The organism is Gimesia chilikensis (genome assembly GCF_007744075.1).
Lineage (GTDB): Bacteria > Planctomycetota > Planctomycetia > Planctomycetales > Planctomycetaceae > Gimesia > Gimesia chilikensis_A.
On the sequence record NZ_CP036266.1, the window covers coordinates 414,340 to 434,210 of the forward strand.

General features: G+C 54.6%; 17 protein-coding genes. 6 read left to right on the forward strand and 11 right to left on the reverse strand.

What is annotated here, in order from left to right:
* Window positions 1–847 precede the first annotated feature (847 nt).
* Both HG66A1_RS01660 and HG66A1_RS01665 read left to right on the forward strand, forming a co-directional pair.
* Window positions 848–1,420: a helix-turn-helix domain-containing protein gene (locus tag HG66A1_RS01660; RefSeq protein WP_044238118.1), complete on the forward strand. Its 573-nt coding sequence runs from the start codon at window positions 848–850 to the stop codon at window positions 1,418–1,420.
* 200 nt (window positions 1,421–1,620) lie between these two features.
* Complete coding sequence (locus HG66A1_RS01665; RefSeq protein ID WP_145180240.1) at window positions 1,621–3,288, forward strand: ArnT family glycosyltransferase; 1,668 nt, start codon at window positions 1,621–1,623, stop codon at window positions 3,286–3,288.
* Between the two features lie 4 nt (window positions 3,289–3,292).
* Here HG66A1_RS01665 and HG66A1_RS01670 read toward each other — a convergent pair whose 3' ends face one another.
* From HG66A1_RS01670 to HG66A1_RS01710, 9 genes are all read right to left on the reverse strand, one after another.
* A complete protein-coding gene (locus HG66A1_RS01670; protein ID WP_145180242.1) occupies window positions 3,293–4,324 on the reverse strand; it encodes an SMP-30/gluconolactonase/LRE family protein in 1,032 nt (343 codons plus the stop codon).
* Window positions 4,325–4,399: 75 nt separating this feature from the next.
* Window positions 4,400–5,083, reverse strand: a complete 684-nt coding sequence (locus HG66A1_RS01675) for an MIP/aquaporin family protein (RefSeq protein ID WP_145180244.1) — start codon at window positions 5,081–5,083, stop codon at window positions 4,400–4,402.
* A gap of 45 nt (window positions 5,084–5,128) precedes the next feature.
* Entirely contained in the window at window positions 5,129–5,965 is an 837-nt protein-coding gene (locus HG66A1_RS01680) for a phytanoyl-CoA dioxygenase family protein (RefSeq protein ID WP_145180246.1), read from the reverse strand.
* 530 nt (window positions 5,966–6,495) lie between these two features.
* Window positions 6,496–7,455, reverse strand: coding sequence for a MotA/TolQ/ExbB proton channel family protein (locus tag HG66A1_RS01685; RefSeq protein ID WP_145180248.1), 960 nt, complete (start codon window positions 7,453–7,455; stop codon window positions 6,496–6,498).
* A gap of 224 nt (window positions 7,456–7,679) precedes the next feature.
* Window positions 7,680–10,760: a tetratricopeptide repeat protein gene (locus tag HG66A1_RS01690; RefSeq protein ID WP_145180251.1), complete on the reverse strand. Its 3,081-nt coding sequence runs from the start codon at window positions 10,758–10,760 to the stop codon at window positions 7,680–7,682.
* Between the two features lie 228 nt (window positions 10,761–10,988).
* Window positions 10,989–12,266: an acetylxylan esterase gene (locus tag HG66A1_RS01695; protein WP_145180253.1), complete on the reverse strand. Its 1,278-nt coding sequence runs from the start codon at window positions 12,264–12,266 to the stop codon at window positions 10,989–10,991.
* Between the two features lie 296 nt (window positions 12,267–12,562).
* Window positions 12,563–12,970 (reverse strand): hypothetical protein, encoded by a 408-nt coding sequence (locus HG66A1_RS01700; protein WP_145180255.1) that lies wholly within the window; start codon window positions 12,968–12,970, stop codon window positions 12,563–12,565.
* Window positions 12,971–13,056: 86 nt separating this feature from the next.
* On the reverse strand, window positions 13,057–13,377 hold the full coding sequence (gene bamE / locus HG66A1_RS01705; RefSeq protein ID WP_145180257.1) for an outer membrane protein assembly factor BamE: 321 nt from the start codon (window positions 13,375–13,377) through the stop codon (window positions 13,057–13,059).
* Window positions 13,378–13,591: 214 nt separating this feature from the next.
* Window positions 13,592–14,209, reverse strand: a complete 618-nt coding sequence (locus HG66A1_RS01710) for a hypothetical protein (protein WP_145180259.1) — start codon at window positions 14,207–14,209, stop codon at window positions 13,592–13,594.
* A gap of 175 nt (window positions 14,210–14,384) precedes the next feature.
* Here HG66A1_RS01710 and HG66A1_RS01715 point away from each other — a divergent pair, with 175 nt between their 5' ends.
* The 4 genes from HG66A1_RS01715 (at window position 14,385) to HG66A1_RS01730 (ending at window position 16,763) form a co-directional block, all read left to right on the forward strand.
* Window positions 14,385–14,777: a hypothetical protein gene (locus tag HG66A1_RS01715; RefSeq protein WP_145180261.1), complete on the forward strand. Its 393-nt coding sequence runs from the start codon at window positions 14,385–14,387 to the stop codon at window positions 14,775–14,777.
* Window positions 14,761–15,342 (forward strand): hypothetical protein, encoded by a 582-nt coding sequence (locus tag HG66A1_RS01720; protein ID WP_145180263.1) that lies wholly within the window; start codon window positions 14,761–14,763, stop codon window positions 15,340–15,342. The genes HG66A1_RS01715 and HG66A1_RS01720 overlap by 17 nt, the downstream gene beginning before the upstream one ends.
* A 29-nt stretch (window positions 15,343–15,371) precedes the next feature.
* Window positions 15,372–15,923 carry a methyltransferase family protein gene (locus tag HG66A1_RS01725; RefSeq protein ID WP_145180265.1) on the forward strand — a complete coding sequence of 184 codons (552 nt, stop codon included), beginning with the start codon at window positions 15,372–15,374 and terminating at the stop codon, window positions 15,921–15,923.
* Window positions 15,924–16,178: 255 nt separating this feature from the next.
* A complete protein-coding gene (locus HG66A1_RS01730; RefSeq protein WP_145180268.1) occupies window positions 16,179–16,763 on the forward strand; it encodes a hypothetical protein in 585 nt (194 codons plus the stop codon).
* 162 nt (window positions 16,764–16,925) lie between these two features.
* On the opposite strand, the gene HG66A1_RS01735 is transcribed toward HG66A1_RS01730, so the two are convergent.
* Complete coding sequence (locus HG66A1_RS01735) at window positions 16,926–17,705, reverse strand: SPFH domain-containing protein (RefSeq protein ID WP_197996940.1); 780 nt, start codon at window positions 17,703–17,705, stop codon at window positions 16,926–16,928.
* Window positions 17,706–18,523: 818 nt separating this feature from the next.
* Complete coding sequence (locus tag HG66A1_RS01740) at window positions 18,524–19,636, reverse strand: alpha/beta hydrolase family protein (protein WP_145180271.1); 1,113 nt, start codon at window positions 19,634–19,636, stop codon at window positions 18,524–18,526.
* Window positions 19,637–19,871: the final 235 nt, after the last annotated feature.

A 19,871-nucleotide genomic window follows, 5' to 3' on the forward strand; every position in this document is an offset into this window, starting at 1 on the left:
GACAACCGGAATTCAATGTGATCTTAGACGGGTGGATATGGACAGGGCAAGCGAAAAGGCAAAAATCGGTTGGCTTCTCCGGTGAACAGGCTATGAGGCCGCAGGAAAAAAAGAACCAACACTGATCGATATATCCGTCGTAATAGAGACGACAGTTCCAATACATTGAACCAGAGACGGGTTGCTGTTGTCATAACGGTTATCCGCTCGGAGCAGGCTTACCCCGGGGAAAATCAGCGGAACCTGATACGAAAACTCAAGTCACCCCAGAAATAAGGTTCACATCTTAAGCATTTCCCCGGGACGTATTAAGTGCCTGTTTTACAGGGCATTAGAGCATAATATCCCTCACAGCTGATTCTTCCGTACCAGCTATTCCGAGTGTCTCTGTCACTACTGCACTCTCTCTTGTCAAAGAACTTAAAGTCCTCACGGCAGTTTCGTCGATGCAATTAGGGCAGACGGTTGAAACCGGAAAGACGTAAAAACCACGTCGAGCCAGTCAACACCAGTTTGAATGGTTCAATCCGATCAACAGTCTGTAAGGGGGGAGAGGACAAGACGGATCTAGTCTGACGAACTGATCTGAATGGTATTGCGATTGTCATTCAGTCCGACCCCAAAAGTATTACGTACCAGATCCCAAATTTCCTTAAAATTAAAGATTGGCATTTTGAAACAGTTTCTGGAGATGCTGTCTCCAGAGACAAACCCCGACCCAAGACTACACAGGTTACAACGTGAACTGACTGGCCAGGATAGCCGCAAACTGTAGTAGGGGTTAAAGCAGAAGAAAAGTAACCTTTCTTCGACGAGATTTGCCAAGCATGTGATTGGAGAGCCCGCAATGAAAACGATCTTCACTACTGGCCAAGTAGCAAAGATCTGTAAGGTTGCACCCCGCACGGTTAGTAAGTGGTTCGACTCTGGACGCCTGAGAGGCTACCGGATCCCCGGTTCTCAGGACCGCCGAATCCCACGTGAGCACCTTATTCGATTTCTTAAAGAACACGGCATGCCATTAGGCGAACTGGAAGACGAAGCGATGGGCAAACTGCTGCTCGTCGGTGCCGATACCCAGGTTCGAGCCAGCCTTGACGATCTGATGGCAACAGAAGACTTCAAAATTGAATACGCCGTGAGCGGTTTTGAAGCCGGTATCCAGGCAGAATCACTGCACCCCGACTGCGTAATCGTTGATTTCGCCATGGGTCGCAACGAAGCTCTGATGATCGCACAAAACCTGCGACGCAACAAAGACTACACCGACTCTGTTCTGATTGCCCTGCTGAGCGATGAAGACAACGCCAGCGGTTTCGACAGAACACTGTTTAACGAAACTTTCCGGAAACCATTTGACGCTGCATTGCTGGCCGAACGGATTCGGACCCTGGTTGGACGTAAAAAGCAGATCGCCTAATAGACCGGGCAGGAATGCCTTAAGGTGAGATTGCCAGGGACGTGTAGTTCTCGATATTATGGACGGTGTCGAGAGAACGGCCCGCTGGCCAACCAGAACAATCGCAAAGGGATTTGCTGGTTTGCGTGAACGACTAAACCCGGCCAAGAGGTAACACTCTTGGTCGGGTTTTTTTATTGCGCCCCGGAAGTAATGTCACCATGAATCAATCCACAACACAAGCGCCGCTGAGCACCCGCGAGAAACTGAAGCCCGCCGCCTGGTATGCGCTGCTGGCCTGCCTGGCATTTCTGCTGGTGGCGGCCCGCCTGGACTGTGCCCAGGATCTGTCGCTCACCGGTCCGGGCCCCGGGATGACGGTCGACGAACCGTTCAACGTGGGGCAGGGTGTGTTCCTGGTGCGTGCGATTCGCGTCTATGGGCTGGGTATCATCGCCCCGGAGAGCCTGCGGGAGATCTTCGAACATGAGAACTATCTGCCCGATCATCCGCCGCTGGGACGTCTGTTGATTGGCATCGCCCATGAAACGGTGGCGGGGCTGGCGGGAGAGGGAGAGCGACCGTTCGTGGTGACCTATGGTCGCTACGCGTCGGCACTCTGTTTCGCCTGCCTGGTGTTCGTGGTGGGCTGGTTTACCTCTCAGCGGTCCGGTCATTTCGCGGGCGTAGTGGCTGCTGTCGCGCTGATCGCGCTGCCCCGGGTGTTCGGACATGCGCATCTGGCGGCACTGGAGACGGTGACGGCGCTGTTCTATGTGACCGCGGTGCTCGCGGTGATCCGGTTCTGGGATACTACGGAACCGCCGACCGCGAAGCGGGCCTGCCTGACCGGTATTCTGCTCGGACTGGCGCTGCTGACCAAGATTCAGGCGGTACTGATTCCGATTCCCGTGATCATCTGGGCGCTGTGGAAGTGGCGTCTCAAGGCGATCAAGCCGCTCCTCTGCTGGGGAGGTGTGGGTGTGCTCGTCTTCTTTGCGGGCTGGCCATGGCTCTGGTTTGATCCGGTCGGGCACCTCAGTGAATACCTGGGACGAACCACGGGCCGGGCTGCCATCTATATCGATTACTTTGGAACGAAATACGCCGACCGCGATGTTCCCTGGCATTACCCCTGGGTGATGCTGCTGGTGACGATCCCACTGGGTTTGCTGGTACTGGCGTTGATTGGTGGCTGGAAGACGGGCCGCCGTTCAGAGGCAGAGCGTGAGCAGCGATCCAGCGGTGGAGTGCTGCTGATCGGTTCGCTGCTCTGGCCACTCATGCTGTTTTCCTGGCCCGGGATTACGGTCTACGACGGCGTGCGGTTATTTCTGATGGTCTTTCCCATGGCGGCGATTCTGATCGGTGTGGGGGCAGCACAGAGCTGTGAGTGGCTGCAGCAGCAATTTTCCATGCGAGTAGCCCGCACTGCGGTGGGACTGCTGATCCTGACGCAGGCGTATGCTGCATTCGCTTTCAGTCCCTGCTGGCTGAGTTATTACAGCCTGCTGACAGGGGGACTGCAGGGAGCGAACGCACTGGGGATGGAAGTCACCTACTGGGGCGATTCCATCACCGCGGACATGCTGCACGATGTGGTGGAGCGGGTGCCCGAGAATTCGTATCTCCAGCTGGCACCGATCCTGCATCCGGCTTACATACAGATGCTACAGGAGACGCCGGAAGTGAAACGGAAGGGGATCAAGCTGATCCCCTTCGATTCCGAACGTCAGGGCGTTTCTGAATATGTGTTGTACTTCCAGCGGAAGCCTTACCTGCCGGAAGAACTGCAGCCACGTGAGTCCGCTGCGTGGCAGACCGAGATTGCCGTCGTGCGGAAGCAGGTGCCTTTAGCACGGCTGGTGCGACTCAATCCGCCCCGCTGAAGTCTTATTGATCCAGGGGCAGTGAAGGGTGGAAACCCGGGATCTTGCAGGGGATGCGATACAAACCGCTGCCTGCGGTGATGTAGAGCGTCGATGCATCCTTGCCGATGCCGAACGTGCAGTTGGTAGGCATTTCCGGCGTGGGGATGTAGGCCAGTTCTTTGCCTTCAGGAGAGAAGACCACGATGCCATACCGGCTCTCGGCGCGAAAGGCGGCGTAGACGTTTCCTTTCTGATCGACGGTCATGCCGTCAATGCCGGTCTCTTTCGAACCGAAGTCGGCCAGGACTTTTTTCTTACCCAGAGAACCATCGGCCTTGATCGGGAAGGCGTTGAGGGTCATCCGTTTTTTGGGGTTTTTCGGAGGAACTTTCTCGAGTCCAGAGAGACCGTTGTTGGTTTCTGCGACGTAGAGGGTTTTGCCATCCGGGGAGACGACGACGCCGTTGGGTTTGGTAATGTCGGTCGTGGCCCGCTGGACGGTTTTCTTTTTCGGGTCATAGCGGAAGACGCTCATGTGATCGAGTTCGAGTGGTTCGAATCCGACGTAACGGGGATCGGTGAAATAGACCCAGCCTTTGGGGTGGATTACCAGGTCGTTCGGTGCGTTGAATTTCTTGCCTTCGAATTTGTCGACCAGGCAAACGGGTTTGCCTGTTTTGGAGATCCGCGCCAGGCACTGTTTGCCGTTGTTGGCACCACAGGCTGCGAGCAGTCGTCCCTTCTGGTCGATCATGAGTCCGTTGCTCTGACCACTGTCCGCACTGAAGACGCTGGTCTTACCGGTTGTGGGATCGAAGGTCATGATTTTGCCTTTACCGCCGGCGAAGTTGATATCGCTGAAGTAGATCAGCCCGTCAACATCGACGCAGGCTCCTTCGGTGAAGCCTTTGTCGACCCAGAGGGTTTCGACTTTGGCATCCGGGGAGACGATCGACGCGTCGCCGCTGGGGGCGGCGGTTTCAGCAGAGACCCGGGAGCCGGTCAGTCCGGAGATGACGATTCCCAGTACAAGAACGTGTTGCCAGTGGATCATGGTTTGTTCCTCTTCTGTAACTGTGAGAGCAGGTCGAGCGAATGAATGAGCACAGCGAGCGGACTTTGATCTAACTTAAGACGCGGGTTCCTCGGCGGTTTGTGTTACGGGGGCTTGTGAATTATTGCGTACGAGCCAGAGCGAAGGCACCGCGAGGACGGCACCGGCGGTCGGGCCGATGAGATAGAGCCAGAGTGATTCCAGATGGCCGCTGACCAGGGCCGGGGCCAGGGAACGGGCCGGGTTCATCGAGGCGCCGCAGATCGGGCCGGCGAACATGGCTTCCAATGCGATCACGGCGCCAATCGCGACACCGGCGAGGATGCCGGTCTCTTTCGCGCCGGTACTCACGCATAAGACGACGAACATCAGGATCCAGGTGAGGACCGCTTCCAGTATCAGCGACTGGATCTCCGTGCCTGCAGGCAGGGTCATGCCGTAGTTGGTCAGGCCCGGGAACGTGATTTTCAACAGCAGGCAGGCGGCGAGGGCGCCGATGACCTGGCAGATGATATAGGGGAGCACCTGGTTGCCCGGGAAGCGTTTGCCGACCCAGAAGGCGATCGTGACAGCGGGGTTTATATGTGCGCCGGAGATTTCGCCGATGGCGTAAATAATCGCGGTGACAACCAGGCCGAAGACCAGGGCGATGCCGACGTGCGTCACGGTTCCCTCGGAAACCTGGTTAGTGACAATGGCGCCTGCGCCGCAGAACAGCAGAATGAAGGTACCGAAGATCTCCGCGAAGTATTTTTGCATCAGTGGTCGTATCCCGTGGGTGATTTTTAAAGGGGCAGTGGTCGTTTAATCGTTTTTCGGTCGAGGTGGATTGAGCCAGTGTCCGGAAGGATCGGAGCCGGCGACAATGACACCTTTGGCGTTCCAGTCCATCCCGGCGCGGACGTCTGCGGCACAATAGCGGAGAGTAAGTCCACAGCGGCGGCGGTCGGACTGGTTGGCTTCGGAACCGTGCAGGAGCAGGTCGGAGTGAATCGAAATCTCGCCGGCTTTCAATGTATCGTCAACGGGAGCGCCGTACTGTTCGGGATTGTCGATGGTCTGATTGAGTACGTTGTCTTCATGGGAACCGCTGGGGCGGTAGGTCATGTGTCCGTAGTGATGACTGCCGGCGATGAACCGCATGTTGGCGTTTTCCGGGTCGGCGTCATCGATGGCCAGCCAGACCGTGACCGCCTTAGAGGGGGACAGCGGCCAGTAACTGGCGTCCTGATGCCAGGAGACGGCCTTCCCGTCATGGGGCATTTTGCAGAAGAAATGCGATCCCCAGGCAATCACGTTATCGCCGAGCAGGTCTTTGACATGGGCGACGATCCTGGGATGGGTGAGCAGATCGTAGACTGTGCCGTACTTCATGTGGGCGGTGCTTATCGAGTAGCTGTTCCCACCCGCGGCGATGACCTGCTCCAGCAGTCGATCAAAGTATTCGCGGTTGGCGATGACTTCCTGGTCGTCAAAGATGCGAATGCCACGGAGGAAGCCGTCACGGTTGAAGTCTTCGATCTGTGCAACCGTCAGCAGTTGCGGATCAGCAGTGGTGGAAGGATAAAACTTGAGATCGCGCTCAAGTTGAGACAGTTCTTCTTCGAGGGGGACTGCCTTGAAGTCTTTGGAGTCAGCCATACCGGTTCTCGTCGTGTTTCAAGAGAATGAATGAGTCGCTGTTTCAGCCGGCGGAAGTGCCGGTTCTCCCACGGGAGAGATCAGAATTCATTGTAAATCGGAACAGGTCGGGGAACAACTTAGAAGTGGAAGTTCACGAGGATCGAGGTAGAACGGGGCGAATAGGGCTCCCATCGTCAGGTAACCGGGGATGTATTTAGTCATCAATCAGGTCGGGTGGCCTCGAATGGAATTCGAGGTTGTCGGAGACAACAGGAGGTTGCGGTGTACGTGTTCTGTTGTGGGAGGTTGTGCCTTACTTCAGGGAAAAAGGTAGGTGTCTTTGTTCTGCAGAGATCGATTTTTCTGAGACCTCCTGCTCGCTGCGCTCGGCTCGGATGATATCCGAGCCCACCCTTTCTATTGGGGGCCTGGATGGAGCAGTTGGTGCTGCTGAGTGAGAATGTGTCTTTGCAAACGGGAAGAACCGTGGCTAACATCCTGCAGCTAATTTTGAATTGCCGCGCAGTCGAAAGGGTTGTTGCAAGTGTCTACGACTTGCTGGCTGCTTTATCCGTTTTGGTTTTGGCCGTCGTGGTGGTGGTTGTGGTCGCTTTGCGGCTGGCGGCACTGGCGGCGAGCCCCTCGGCGGAGATCAGGTGCACGAGGTCCTGGGCATTCTGGTCCATCTCCATCACGAGTCCATCCACGCGGCCGGCCAGGTACATGTACATGATCAGCGAGGGGATGGCGATGCCCAGACCGAAGGCGGTAGTGAGCAGGGCCATCGCGATGCCAACGGCCAGTTCTTCCGCTTTGCCCATCGCACTGCTGTTGGCGATTTCGTTGAAGGCCTGGATCATACCGATCACGGTTCCCAGCAGACCCATCAGGGGGGCGACCGTAGCGACGCCGTTGATCACGCGGAGGTGTTTACGAAGTTGTGAGAGCTGACGTTCGCCGCCATCGATAATGGCCTGTTCGACTTCGACACTGGGCTTGCCCCATTTTCGAACGCCGTGCGCGAAGACCGAAGCGATCGGGCTCGGGTTTTCCTCACACAGTTTGAGGGCGGAGCGTGCGTTGAGCTTGCCGTCCCGCAGCAGCTTGAGAAAGCGGCTGACAAAATGCCGGGGAATGACGCGACCAGAGCGGAGAATCACCAGGCGTTCGATGATGAACCACATGGAGATGATGGAGGCGATCACGAAGGGGAGCAGGAAGTAGCCCATCTCTTCGATGATGTCTTCCGGCGTGGAAGGGATCACCTGCCGTTGTTTGACGGCGGCCACCGATTCGGGCAGGGGACCGTCGGGATCCGCTGCTTCCACGAGTTGATCTCCCCGCTGTTCGACGACTTTGGGCAGTCGCTCCTGGGCCGAGGCGAACGGGGAGAAGAGGACCAGCGTCACCAGGAGTGTCACGACCAGACTGACCAGTCGTCGAGAGGGACTCTGGACCGCGAGATCGGGAGTAGAGAATTCCTGTGGACTGTGGAAGAGTTTGATCATGAACCAGGGGTATCGCTGTGTAATGACTAATAAACCGGCCCGGAGCTTAGCCGGATCAACCGGAAGAGAGGCGCGGGATTGGATGAACCTGACTTACCCGGAATGGGGAATTCAGGTCGTGCTCTAGTTTACGCGAGATGCAATATGGCGTCGAGTCTGGATTGGGATTTCCCGCAGTTGGATTTCCTGATGCACGAACTTTGGGAACAGGCAGACAGTGTCCGTCAGGTGCCGGCCCGGGGCTGGACCTGCTGGATGCGTTCTTTGACGCGGGCGGCCAGTTCGTGTTCCGGGAAACGCTTCAAAAAGTCCTGATATGTTTTCAGCGCCTGTTTCCATTCCTTCAAAGCTTCGTGGCACATGCCGGCCTGAAACAGGGCCGGGGCCTGCCATTCGGGGAATTTATATTGAATATCGACCTGCAGATAGGCGAGCAGGGCTTCCTTGAATTTCTCCTGGATCATCAGGGTTTCAGCGAGCAGGAACTGGCATTTAGCCGCGGTTTCGGTGCGGCGGCTGTTTTCCGAGTCGATGATCTTCTGGAAGACTTTGCGGGCCTCATCGAATTTGGCCTGATTCTTCAGGCTGCGTCCCAGGACTTCTTCCGCCTGGTAGAGGAAGGGGCTCTCCGGGTCCCAGCTGCGGAACTGGTCGACGGTTTTCTGGACTTCCGCATATTTTTTCTGCCGGAAGTAGGTCTCAGCGAGCAACACCCAGACCCGTGGATACCAGGGACGGTCGCCCAGCTGTTCGGTCTGTTCTTTGGTTGTCAGGGTCAGCAGTTCTTTCTGAGCCGCTTCGACCTGGTTCAGGTACAGGGCGGCTTCCGCCTGGTGGAAACGGGCGAAGGCCGCGTATTCATTCTGGGGGAACCGCTTGAGCAGATCCTGGCTGAACTTCTCGACCTCTTTCCATTTCTGCTGTTCCAGATTGATTTCGATCAACCGGTAGAGGGAGACTTCCTGCACCTTCTGATCGGAATTTTCGGAAGCCTGCAGGGCGTCGAATTCTTTCGCGGCGGCATCGAGTTTGCCGGCAATGAGATCGCTTTCGGCGAGGCTCAGACGGGCATTGTCAGCCAGTTCGCTGTCCGGGGTCTCTTTGACGAGTCGGCGGAAGATCGCGTCTGACTCGTCGAACATTTCGGCTTCATAATTGATGAGTGCCCATTCATCGAGGATCTTATCCAGGTTGTCGGGCTTGGGGAATTTCGTCAGCAGGGCTTCGTAGGCCTTGTTGACTTCATCGATTTTTTTCAGCTGGAACAGCGTGCGGGCGGCCTGCAGTCCCGAGAGCATCGCATAACGCGAGGGGGCGAACTGCTTGAGGGTCTGTTGATAAACGTCGACTGCGGGCTGGAGCTTCTGGTCGCTTTCCAGGCTGCGGCCCTGCATGTAGGAGGCTTCCGCGGCCAGCGGGTTCTTAGGGAACTCTTTGGTGAACTGTTCGAAGTGTGTTGCCGCCGCGGGGAATTCATTCAGCTGAAACTCACTCCAGGCGAGACCCGACAGGCCGGCCGGGAATTCGGGAGAGGTCGCACCGCGCTCCACAATCTCAGCGAAGAACTTCTTCGCACGGCTCCACTGCTGGTTTTCGTAATTGCGTTCGGCCAGTTGTCGATAGGTCTGGATCAGCAGATCGAGATTCGGTTTGCGTTTTTCCAGTTCGGCCAGGTACTGATCGACTTCCGCGGGCTTGTTGTTTTTGGAAGTCAGGATAATCAGGTTTGCGAGGATCTGATCGTAGCGAGGTTCATTGGGGAATTGCTTAAGATACGTTTTGGCCAGCGACTCCGCTTCCGGGAATTTCTGCAGCGAGTTGAAGTTGTTGCTCTGCAGGATCAGGGCGTCCGCGTATTCGCTGGTGGTTTTGTCGGTGTTCGTGTCATCGAGGTACGGTTTCAGAACGTCGATCGACTTCTGGTATTCTTTCAGCTTCTGATAAGTCCGCGCGAGGTACAGTCGGGCCAGCAGTTGTGTGTTCTCAAGCTTGCTCTGGTCGAGTACGTTTTGAAAGTGTTTGACGGCGGCCTGCAGATCTTCGGGCTTGCCCTGGGCATCGCTGATGCGTCCTTTGAGCAGTTCCTGATGCAGGCGGAGTCCACTTTGGGGATACTCTTTTTCAAACCGGGCAGCGAGTTGAGCGGCTTCTTCGAGTTGATCGCTGAGCAGGGCGGCTTCGATGGCGAAGTGCAGGCTGTCGTCAGCCAGCTCACTCTGAGGCGACTGCTTGACCAGTTCCAGGAACAGGGTTTTGGCCTGAGCCTGTTTACCGCTGCGGAGCAGGGCGTCGGCCAGTTGATAGTTGATTAAGGGCTGCTGAGCGGACGAAGGTTTGGCTTTCTGGGCCTGTTCCAGCGCGGTGATGGCTTCCGAGAGCTGACCGGCGGCTTTGAGGCTGACCCCTTTCCAGTAGAGGGCATTGGCGGCCTGCGCGGGATCTTTGGCGACGATGTCGAACTGTTCCACGGCCTTGTCGTACTGTTTCAGATCGTAAAAGGCATAGCCGGCATTCAGGCGAGCCGTGATGCCCAGGGGACTTTCGGGGAATTTGGTGGGCAGTGCCAGAAAGGCATCCGCGGCTTGTTGGAATTGTCCGCGATCAAAGAGTGATGTGGCCAGTGCCATCTGGGCGTCGCTGGCCCGGGAATGGGTTTTCTGACTGGCGATCTGCAGGAAGCGTTTCTCTGCTTCCTCGGGTTGTTTGTTCTGCAGGTAAGCGGACGCGAGACCGAACTGGGCGTCCTGCGACATGGCGCCTTCCGGGTGCCGATCGAGGGAACGCTGGAAACTCTTGATCGCCAGGTCGGCTTTCCCCTGCCGGAGCAGCGCATCCCCGAAATAGGCATAGGCCCATTCTTCGAGGGCGTGATTGGGGTAGCGTTTGAGGAAGTCGGTGAACTCGGACTCGGCTGCTTTCAGGTCATCGAGCAGGTAACTGCACTCGGCGACGCGATACAGAGCGTCGGGGAGATTTTTATTCTGGGGATACTGCTTCACGAACTCCCGCAGAATGTCGCGGGCTGCTTTATACTTCTGCTGATTGACGAGCGTGAGCCCCAGGTAGAATTTTGCCAGGGGCACGTTTTCGTGGTTGGGGTACTCCTTGAGGTACTTCTGAAACGTCTCGGTCGCCAGTTCCCAGCGGTTCTGCTTGTAGAGGCCGATGGCCAGCTGAAATTCATCACTGGCTTTGTCGGCCCGGACCAGGGTGGTCGGGAGCAGGCAGAGGCAGAGTAAAATCAGGGCGAACCTGCGGAGGGAAAAGGCATCAAAGGAAGGGAGCCGGAAACGTTGATTCATCATATTGAAATCGTCTGATCGGTCTTAATTAAGGAATCGTGAACACGCTCCCATCTTATCGTGGGAGTTCAGGCCGAGGCAAGCGGGCATCGCGAAAACTGCTTGTTCCCCGACGAAAACCCGCTCTTGAGGCTGTATTCTGCGCAGAAATATCCCCGTAACCCAACTGTCGATCCTTGGTTATCGACTGGTGTTCAGACTACGGGGAATCGGCGGACGGACGAACCGGGATCAACTGCCCTGGAAATGCTGGTCGGCGAAGTTGAGGTACTGTTCCCAGTCGAAGTCGGTCACATCGTGTTTGCCGGTGCGGATGTGGTAACCCATCTGCTTCTGGACGGGTTCGTTAATGCCGGGCATCTTGTCTGCACCGAAGCCGGAGGTGCCAAGCAGCTTGTAGACGGGCTCCGCATATTTGACCGAGAGGAATTCTCCCTTGGGATCGGCCCAGCGGTCTTCAACGGCACTCGCGACGTAGACGGGGCGGGGTGCGATCAGTGAGATCAGCATGTGTTGATCGACGGGGAGATCGTTTTCCTTGTCGATGTACTTATTGAAGTTGTCACAGAACCAGTGCGGGAATGCGTTGTTGATGACGTGCAGCGTTTCGCCGAAGCGACGACGGCTGAGGGCGGCACCGCCACATCCGGAGTCGTTAGAGATGACGAGGGCGAACCGTGGATCCTGTGCGCCGGCCCAGAGGGAGGTTTTCCCGAGACGGGAGTGTCCCATGACGGCGACTTTGTTCGCGTCGATCTGTTTGTCGGTTTCGAGGTAATCCAGGGCGCGGCTGAGTCCCCAGGCCCAGGCAGCGATCGTGCCCCATTCATCGGGCGCGGGTTTCTGTTTGGAATTGTAGAGGGCGTGCACGCCGTTCTTGAAGCCGTCGTCATAGTCGGGATCGATGTCGCCGCAGTAGATGGCGACGAGTCCGTAGCCACGATCGATGATCTTTTCGATGGGCCAGCGGGACGATGATTTGCCCCGTGAGTCTGCGGTGGCTTTATGATCGACGATGCCTTTCTCTTTGTTGGCCCGCATCCAGTGGTCGTTGAGTTTGACGTCTGTCTCATCGGTGATGGTGTGGTTGCCGTAAAAGTTGAGACCCATGAAGACAGGGACCGGCTTGGTGGCTTTGGCGGGGAGATAGATCAACAGATCCATCCGCGGTTCTTCTTTCTTGCCCGAGAAGTAGACCGAGACTTCTTTCCGGATGGCCTTGCCGCCGAGGGCATCGTTCTTGACGGAGGTGACTTCAAACAGCATGTCCTGGGGGGCTGCGGGGCTTTTGCCGTAGACTTCGGTTTCGAAGAGCTCCAGAATTTCGGGGCGGCGAACCTGCTGCCACTCCTCCGCTGAGTCGACCTTTTTTCCCTTGCTGGTAACAAGCGGGTCGGGGAGCTTGAATTCCGGGACCTGGCTTTCATCGTAATTGGGTTTGGGACGCTGGGCGTGGGCGGCGGGAGTCAGCAGCAGCGTAAGGCTGAGCAGGAACAGCAGACGTTTCATGGTGAGGCGGCCTTTATATTCTGGTGGGTCATCGATTGTGAGTTAAGAGGTTACTATTCTCAATCGTGCCGGTTTCCGCAAGGATTGGCAATATGAAACCGGCGGTGGACCGCGAAAGATACGAAATTTTATGAACCATGGTCGTAATGGAAAAATTTATGAACCACGAAATGCACGAAAGACACGAAAATTTTGGTGTATTTCTTTTGGTTATTCAGGATGATTGCGAAGCAAGTGTTTGATCTTTGATTCGATGATTCAGGCCCGCAATTGACGTCATGTGTCGAACACAGAAATCAAGCGAGATCATTAAAGGAGAGGTGAAACTGAAGATCAGCTTCCTTAGCTGTTTCTAATGCTTGAAGAAGACTGTCAAAAAATATGATTAACCGACTGGTGGAATATTTTGTCTGCTTCTTAAGGATGCGTCTGCGTAACTCGCCAACTAATTCAATCGCATCCTGTGGTTGAAACCACTCTTCAAGATTGTCTTCGTCATTTTTGTCTTTTTCCTCCATCAGTTCATGTTCCAGTAAATAAGCCTGATCTGCTGAAAAGAAGTCTTCAATAAAATTACAATCTAACTGGTTACACATATTGAATAAGTCTTTTCTAAATCGTGAGTAAAATCTCGCATCTTCGAGATTTCCCCAGTCAGCCCCGTTAATGCTCTGGCTGAATTTGATATAGATTTCTGATCTCAACAGTTCTATCCTTTTTTCAATGCTTTATAGGAACCGCGAAGGATACGCAAAAAAAACTTCAAATAGGGAGTTGTGTAGCAGCTGGTTTAGAATGAACCAAATCGATCGTAACTGGCGATGACATGACCGTCGCGAAACTTCACTGCATAAGTGGTGTGTTGATAGCGTGGCCAGCCGAGATAATATTCCGGGCTGTCCTCAAAGGCGAAGTGCTGCGCCGGCTTGCCCAGGATTTCCTCGACTTCTGACCTGGTTTGTCCTCGTTCAATTTTCTCAAACCGGGCATGGAACTCGGGGGCGGTATGCCAGTAGAGAGTCAGCGCATCTCGAAAGTGCCACACTGTTGAGATGAGGATGACAACGAGCGTCGCTGGAATCAGATATCGCGGCTTGAGTCTGGTTTGCATGGTTCTCTGGTGGATTGAAATTCGTGATTTCCCTTACACATTGTGACATTTCCTGTTGGTAATCGTGTCGTATTCCGCGAGGATTAGCAATATGAAATCGGGTTGGGACGGGAAAAGTTCGAAATCTGGGAACTGTAAAAGTTATGAATATTATGATGAACCACGAACAGCACGAAAGACACGAGAATACTGCTGTGTGATATACTATTGAAAATCAAGGAATACTCAGTGATTCCAGTTTTTTGATGACATCATTGTATTTCGCGGAGACAAGTCCGGCCCTTGGGTGGTACCGGAATCCGGAGTGTTCACGACCTGCAGCTTTCAGTGCCTGTTCGGCATGGCTGCGGGCCGATTCTACATCATCGGTATCAGCGGCAATCAAGGCGTGGGTGGTGTGCCAGAGAAATTCGTCCAAGGGTAACTCCAGGTCGGAGGCTGCCAACTGCAATAATTCACTGGCGCGGTTGTAGCAGTCTTGAATCCCGCCCGTGGCAATCAAGTAAGGGAGATTGTGTCTCGCACGACTCTGCACGTTGGGAAACTCGGCCTCGCGGGCAAGTGCGTCTTCATAAGCGACCAGTGCCTCCTCAATGCGGTCGAGTGACAGTAGTGCTTCGGCTCGTGTGCCGTGAGCCCATGCTAGAAATAAATCATCATATTCAAAGTAGCGATCAAGTAATTTAAGGGAGACCTCGGGATGAGTTTCTACCAGTGTGGTTGCCTGGATCCGGAGGTACTGAGCCTTATCTCGTGCTCGCGTCAACTTTTCATTGAAAGCACGTTCAATTTCAGCGTTCCAGGTTGTGTTTCGATACCAGTCATCGTTCATTTACACGAGATTCTTCGTCAAAATGGTAGAAATGGTTTTTATAATTTGAAAGTATGATTCTGTGCAGCAAGGTCGAGTCTTTCTGTATCCTGCCTCGGATCGAATCCCAGCATCGATTCACAAAATGTGATCTTTCTACTTTGCAAGCGTGATCAATTTCGCCACGATTGGCAATATGAAATCAGAATCAGATTGGAAAAGCTGGTTGTTTCTTTATCCGCTGCTGCAGGGGCTGGGCGGCGTGGGGTGGTGGTGTCTGTTGCTGGCGGTGCCGGAAAGTCGTGTGCTGTTTCTGTCGGAGACGCTGTCGGAGCGGGTGCTGCTGGCGTTCTGGCTGCCGGACGGGGTGGTGTTTGTGGGCGGTTCTTTTGTGCTGGCGTATGGTCTCTGGCGGCAGCGCTGCTGGGCGGGGCCGGTGTTGTATTTTCTGACGGGCGGCATTACTTACGTGAGCCTGTACTGTCTGTCGCTGAGCCTGGCGACGCAGGGGGGCTGGCTGGGAACCTGTCTGATGCTGGTGTGTCTGGGACTGATGCTGCTGGTTGTTTTTCTTGCAAAACGTTTTTGATGATAGATGTGAGGATGTGATGGGTGAAGATCGGGTTTATTTCCTGGGATACGAAAATGAACAAAACAGAGAGATTCGTGATGGTCTGCGGAAGCTGATGATCTCCGGTTGCACATTGACTGAACTCATCCATTTTGTTGAATCACGCTTGGGAAATGATATTGATCATAGAATTATTAAACGCTATTTGAGCGATGCTTTTGATGTGTTCGTCCGGAATTTTAAGAATACGGATAAAATGAAGCATCCACTTGAGCTGTCGATATTGACTTCGGCATTTATTACTCAGATTGTTGCCAACAGAGATGAATGGCAACCTGTGAATGATCGTCAAGATTGCTGGATGGACCACATTTACTCACAACCACCATTGGATGTTGAAGATTCAATACCGTTTAGTCTATCCAAGGAAGGTTGGGAGTCGCTTTCTGCTACGGATCAAGAAGCCCTTCATTTAGCGCGTCGAAACAGTGAAGAAACTGGCTATCGATCAGTCGTTCTTTCTGTGCTCTGTGAACAGCTGCAATTCCAATTGCGTGAGCTCAAAAGCCAGGATTCTTTGTAAGATTAATGCTGTGAGGAAGAAAGCCGGGGATGTTCAAGATCACGTTTCGACCGACGCGGGCTGAGACGCCACTGTGGTGGCTGCTGCTGAAGATTGTGCTGCAGACGGTCGTGTTCTGGACGCTGTTTCTGCTGGTGATTCCGGCGGGGCTGATCTGGCTGGAAGGGACCCTGGGCTGGCCGGCGTTTCGGTTCGACGGGCAGCGGGTACTGGGAGTGATCCTGTTTGTGCTGGGGGGGAGCCTGGGGCTGACGAGCGGGGCGACGATGGGCATTTATGGTCGCGGGACACCGGTCCCTTTCGATACGGCACGGCAGCTGGTGGTGGCGGGACCGTATCGGTTTGTACGGAACCCGATGGCGATTGCAGGGCTGGTGCAGGGGGCCGCCGTGGGTTTGTATTTTGGTAGCGGGCTGGTTCTGGCGTACGTGGTAGTGGGCATGGTGCTGTGGAATATTTGTGTGCGGCCGGTGGAGGAACAGGACCTGGAGACGCGATTCGGGGAGGCGTTTGTGGAATATCGCCGGGAGGTGCGGTGCTGGGTGCCGCGATGGAAGGGGTATCGAGTGGTGGGTAAATAAAAGGAAATTTGTATGAACCACGAAATGCACGAAAGACACGAAAGACTGCTGGGGAGGATTTGACTCGTAAGAGAGGCCATTAAGATTTTGGGAAATCAACCGGTTGATGTTGATCGTTTGTTGCCGGGTTAAGAAGATGGATTGCTGATCTGGCATGTGTCTGAATTCGATTTTATGATCATTAATCGCTGCAACGAACAATGTATCTGGGTAGAACCGTTTCTTTCCCTTTTTTCGAACCTGGGAAATAGTGTAATGCCATACACGGCTGAGCAGTTTCAATATTTCGAGCAGTTGATCAGGGGGGAAGCTGATATCAGCTGGCGCGCCTGGTGGAAACGGAATGAAGCGACGCTGAAAGTGCAGTTGCCACGGGCAGAATATCTGCGGATCAAGTTTGGACTGATTGAGTACGCTTTTAAGCTGTTGCAGGAAGCGGGGGTCGATATTGAATGGGGACCGGCGGCGTCTCGCGAGCACTACTATGCAAGACTGCATGAATCAGTGCTGGATGAAAAGGGGCGTCCCTCGGCTGAGTTCCAGCGGCAAAAGTACCAGGGTGCGTTACGGGACTTGAAGGCGGGAGATCAGGAAAAGGCTCAGAGGAAGATGAAAAGGATCATCAGGCAGGCGTTGAAAAACCGCGAAGAATATGAGTGTGAAGAACTCTGTGACATCCAGTTTGATGGAGCGCAGATGCTGGCCAGTGGCATTGATGATGAAATTAAGCTCGGCCTTGCTCTCACCCGAGAGATCGCCAGCCTGGATGACACCGATGATATCATCGGTGTGCCAATTCGGTATGCTCGAGACGCGTTGGCGAAATACGAAGGTACCTGATGAGGGCGGGGATTCTGGTGCTGACGAGTCTCTTCTGTCAGTATCCTGCTCGCTGCGCTCGGCCCGAGTTGCGTTCGGGGCGACCCGTTGAGGAACCTCGAAAAACGCGAAAGATTCGAAAAATTGTGAGCGGGATGGGGGCTGGACTCGAAAACTGCTTGATCAGTCATCCTCTTCTGTCTTTTCGAACTCGCTGGAGTGGGTTTGCGAATTTTTTCTGATGAGTTCTTCGAGGCTTGTGATTCCCATAAAAGCGGGCATCGCGCCCATTGATTTGTCGGTAGGAATAAATACGACAGAAGACTTCCCCTCGAGGCAGATTTCATAGAGCATATTCATAGATCGCAGTTGAAGGGCAATGGGATTGTCTGCGTATTTTTTGGAAGCAGCGATAATGGCATCGGCAGCCAGTTGTTCCGCATCAGCCAGGATCACACGTGCGCGTTTTTCGCGTTCCGCAGCCGCTTCGCGAGCGATGGCATCTTCCAGCTCTTTGGCAACAATGACGTCCTTGATTTCTACAGAAATCACGGTCACTCCCCATTTGGAAACGAATCCGTCAATGTGCTCTTTCAGCCGCTTTCCGATTTTGTCCCGTTCGGCGAGGAGCTCGTCAAGATTGGATTTCCCTACCATGTCCCGGATCGAGGATCGCGCGCTAAGCTGTGTGGCTTTATGGTAGTTATCGACGTTCAAAACGCACGCCTTGGGATCCATCACCTGGTAGAAGAGGATCGCATCCACTTCTACCGGAATGTTGTCTTTCGTCAGCCCTACCTGCATGGGGACCGTGTAGGTGATAATCCGCAAGTCGATCCGGTAGAGAACACGCGTGACGAGGGGGATGTAAAAGTATAAACCGGGCTCAACCATCCGGTAAAACTTCCCGAGGAAAAACAGGGCGTGACGCTCCCATTCTTTCACTGTACCAAAGAAAAACATGTGCATTGTCCTGGATGGAGGAAGCCGACATGGAGCCAGTTATGAAAGTGCGCCACATGAAAAGCGGCAGGTCTCAAAGGTGCTGTTTCTCTTATCATCCCCGAGTTCTGATGACTTAACAACTGCTTTTTAACAGATTAACGATTTTCCACGCAGTGGTTAAGTATTTTTCTGTAATACCGTTGAATGACGGTTTTGTGGAACCACGAAATGCATGAAAAGTTGTGGGCGGAATGGCGTTCGCCACCGGTTCTGGGATCGGCGTCAACCTTTTCTACCGGTGGCCAGGTAGCGTTTCTTATTTCGGATGGTCTATACCAAAGTCGTTTCAACCGGGGCTAATGCCCTGCGACTCATTTTCTGAGAGCATTTGCTGCGATTCATTCTGTCGGGTGGCCTCGGATGTAATCCAAGGTTGTCATGAGACAACAGGAGGTTGCGGAGCACGCGTTCTGTTATAGGGAAACGTACCTCATTATTCTGGAATGGAAAAGGTTGGTAACTTTGCTCTGTGCTGATCGATTTCTCTGAGACCTCCTGCTCGCTGCGCTCGGCTCGGATTTTATCCGAGCCCACCCGTCGTTCTTTTTTACCCGCGGCTGGCACCTTGCCGCTCGGGGTTGGTGGGGGGACTGTGATTCCCTTTAGGCGTTGGTACTGGTGGATTGTCGCCAGGCGGGCGACCACATGGGTTCGCCCCTACAACTCAAGGGTTGGGTTCCTTGTGATGAATTGATCTGTTGCTCTGACAGTTTCCTGTTGCCTGTCGGCAATCCCGGATTGCATCCGTGACCATCCGTGGGCACTGATTGGGGCGATTACTCGCCGAAGTGTTGTTTGAGGAAGGCGAGGCTTTTGTTGTTGGACCAGCGGTGGCCGCCTTGGAAGAAATCGGCGTCGATGTTTTCTTCTGCTCCTAAAACCTGGTAGACCTGCTGCAGTTTTTTGTAGCCCTGGCGGGCGGCGTCGATGGGGAAGATTTTGTCTTCGATGCCGTTGATGAGCAGGACCGGGCGGGGGGCGTGCAGGGCGACGACGTCGGACATTTCGCCGAACCGCATCATCTCGGGCATACACTGACACAAGCAGTGCGGCATGGCGTAGTAGGAGGCGCGGTAGGTTGAGAAGGCGCCGGCGATCATGGTGAGCTTGACGCGTTCGTCGAGGACGGGGAGGTACATGGCGGTGGCTCCGCCGCCGGAGAGGCCGGCGGCTGCGATGCGGTCCGGATCGACTTCGTCCTGTGTCTGCAGGAAGTCGATGACGCGCATGGCGTCCCAGCTGCGCTGGCCCTGCGGGGTACTGCCGATGAGGAGGGCGTTCATGGTCATCTGCAGACAACTGCGTTTGGTGTGTGAGACGCCGCGATCCTGGTCGCCGGCGGTTTCGTTCCAGCCCCGCATGACGATGGCGGCGGAGACGTAGCCGTGCTTCGCGAAGTAGACGGCGTAGTCGAGTTCGCTCTGGCGGGTCTTTTCTTTGTCGGCTTTGGTTTTGCCTTCATCGATGTAGGGGATGATGCCGCTGTGTCCGTGCATGCAGACGATCGCGGGGACTTTTTTCTTTAAGTTGTGCGGGACGAAGTAATAGACGGGAGCCCAATAGGCGGCTTCGGTGCGGATAAAGACTTTGTGGCGGGTGAAGGTGTCGAACTCTTTCTTTTCGGCCCACTTGACTTCCAGGGGGACGCGCTCGGGCATTTTACCCAGGATGCGGGTGACGGTCGGATGAAACTGTTTCCGCCAGGCTGCGTGCTCGGTTTTGTTTGTGGCCTGCCAGGCCTGCAGCGGTTCCATGGCGTTGGCGAGTTGCTGGTAGCTTTCGGTGACGGTATATGGTTTCTCGGCGGGGTCGCGTTCTGCTGCGGTTGCCGGAGTGATCAGCAGGCTGGTCAGGAGGGTGACGAGCAGGCTGCGGGTGAGTGTTTGCATGAGGTTTGACCGTTGTTCAAAAACAGGGGGCGGGTGACTTAGTGTATCATTCTATTACAGGGGAACGCTGGGGGAAGGTCAAGGGGGAGAATGGGGGTGAGGCTCGATCTGGGGTTTTCTGAACCACGAAATACACGAAAGGCACGAAAAAATTGTGTGCATTCGTCACCGCCTGATAAGGGAGAGTGCTCATTCGAGTGGTGACTGATGTGAGTGCCTGGTGTGTATCTCGCGT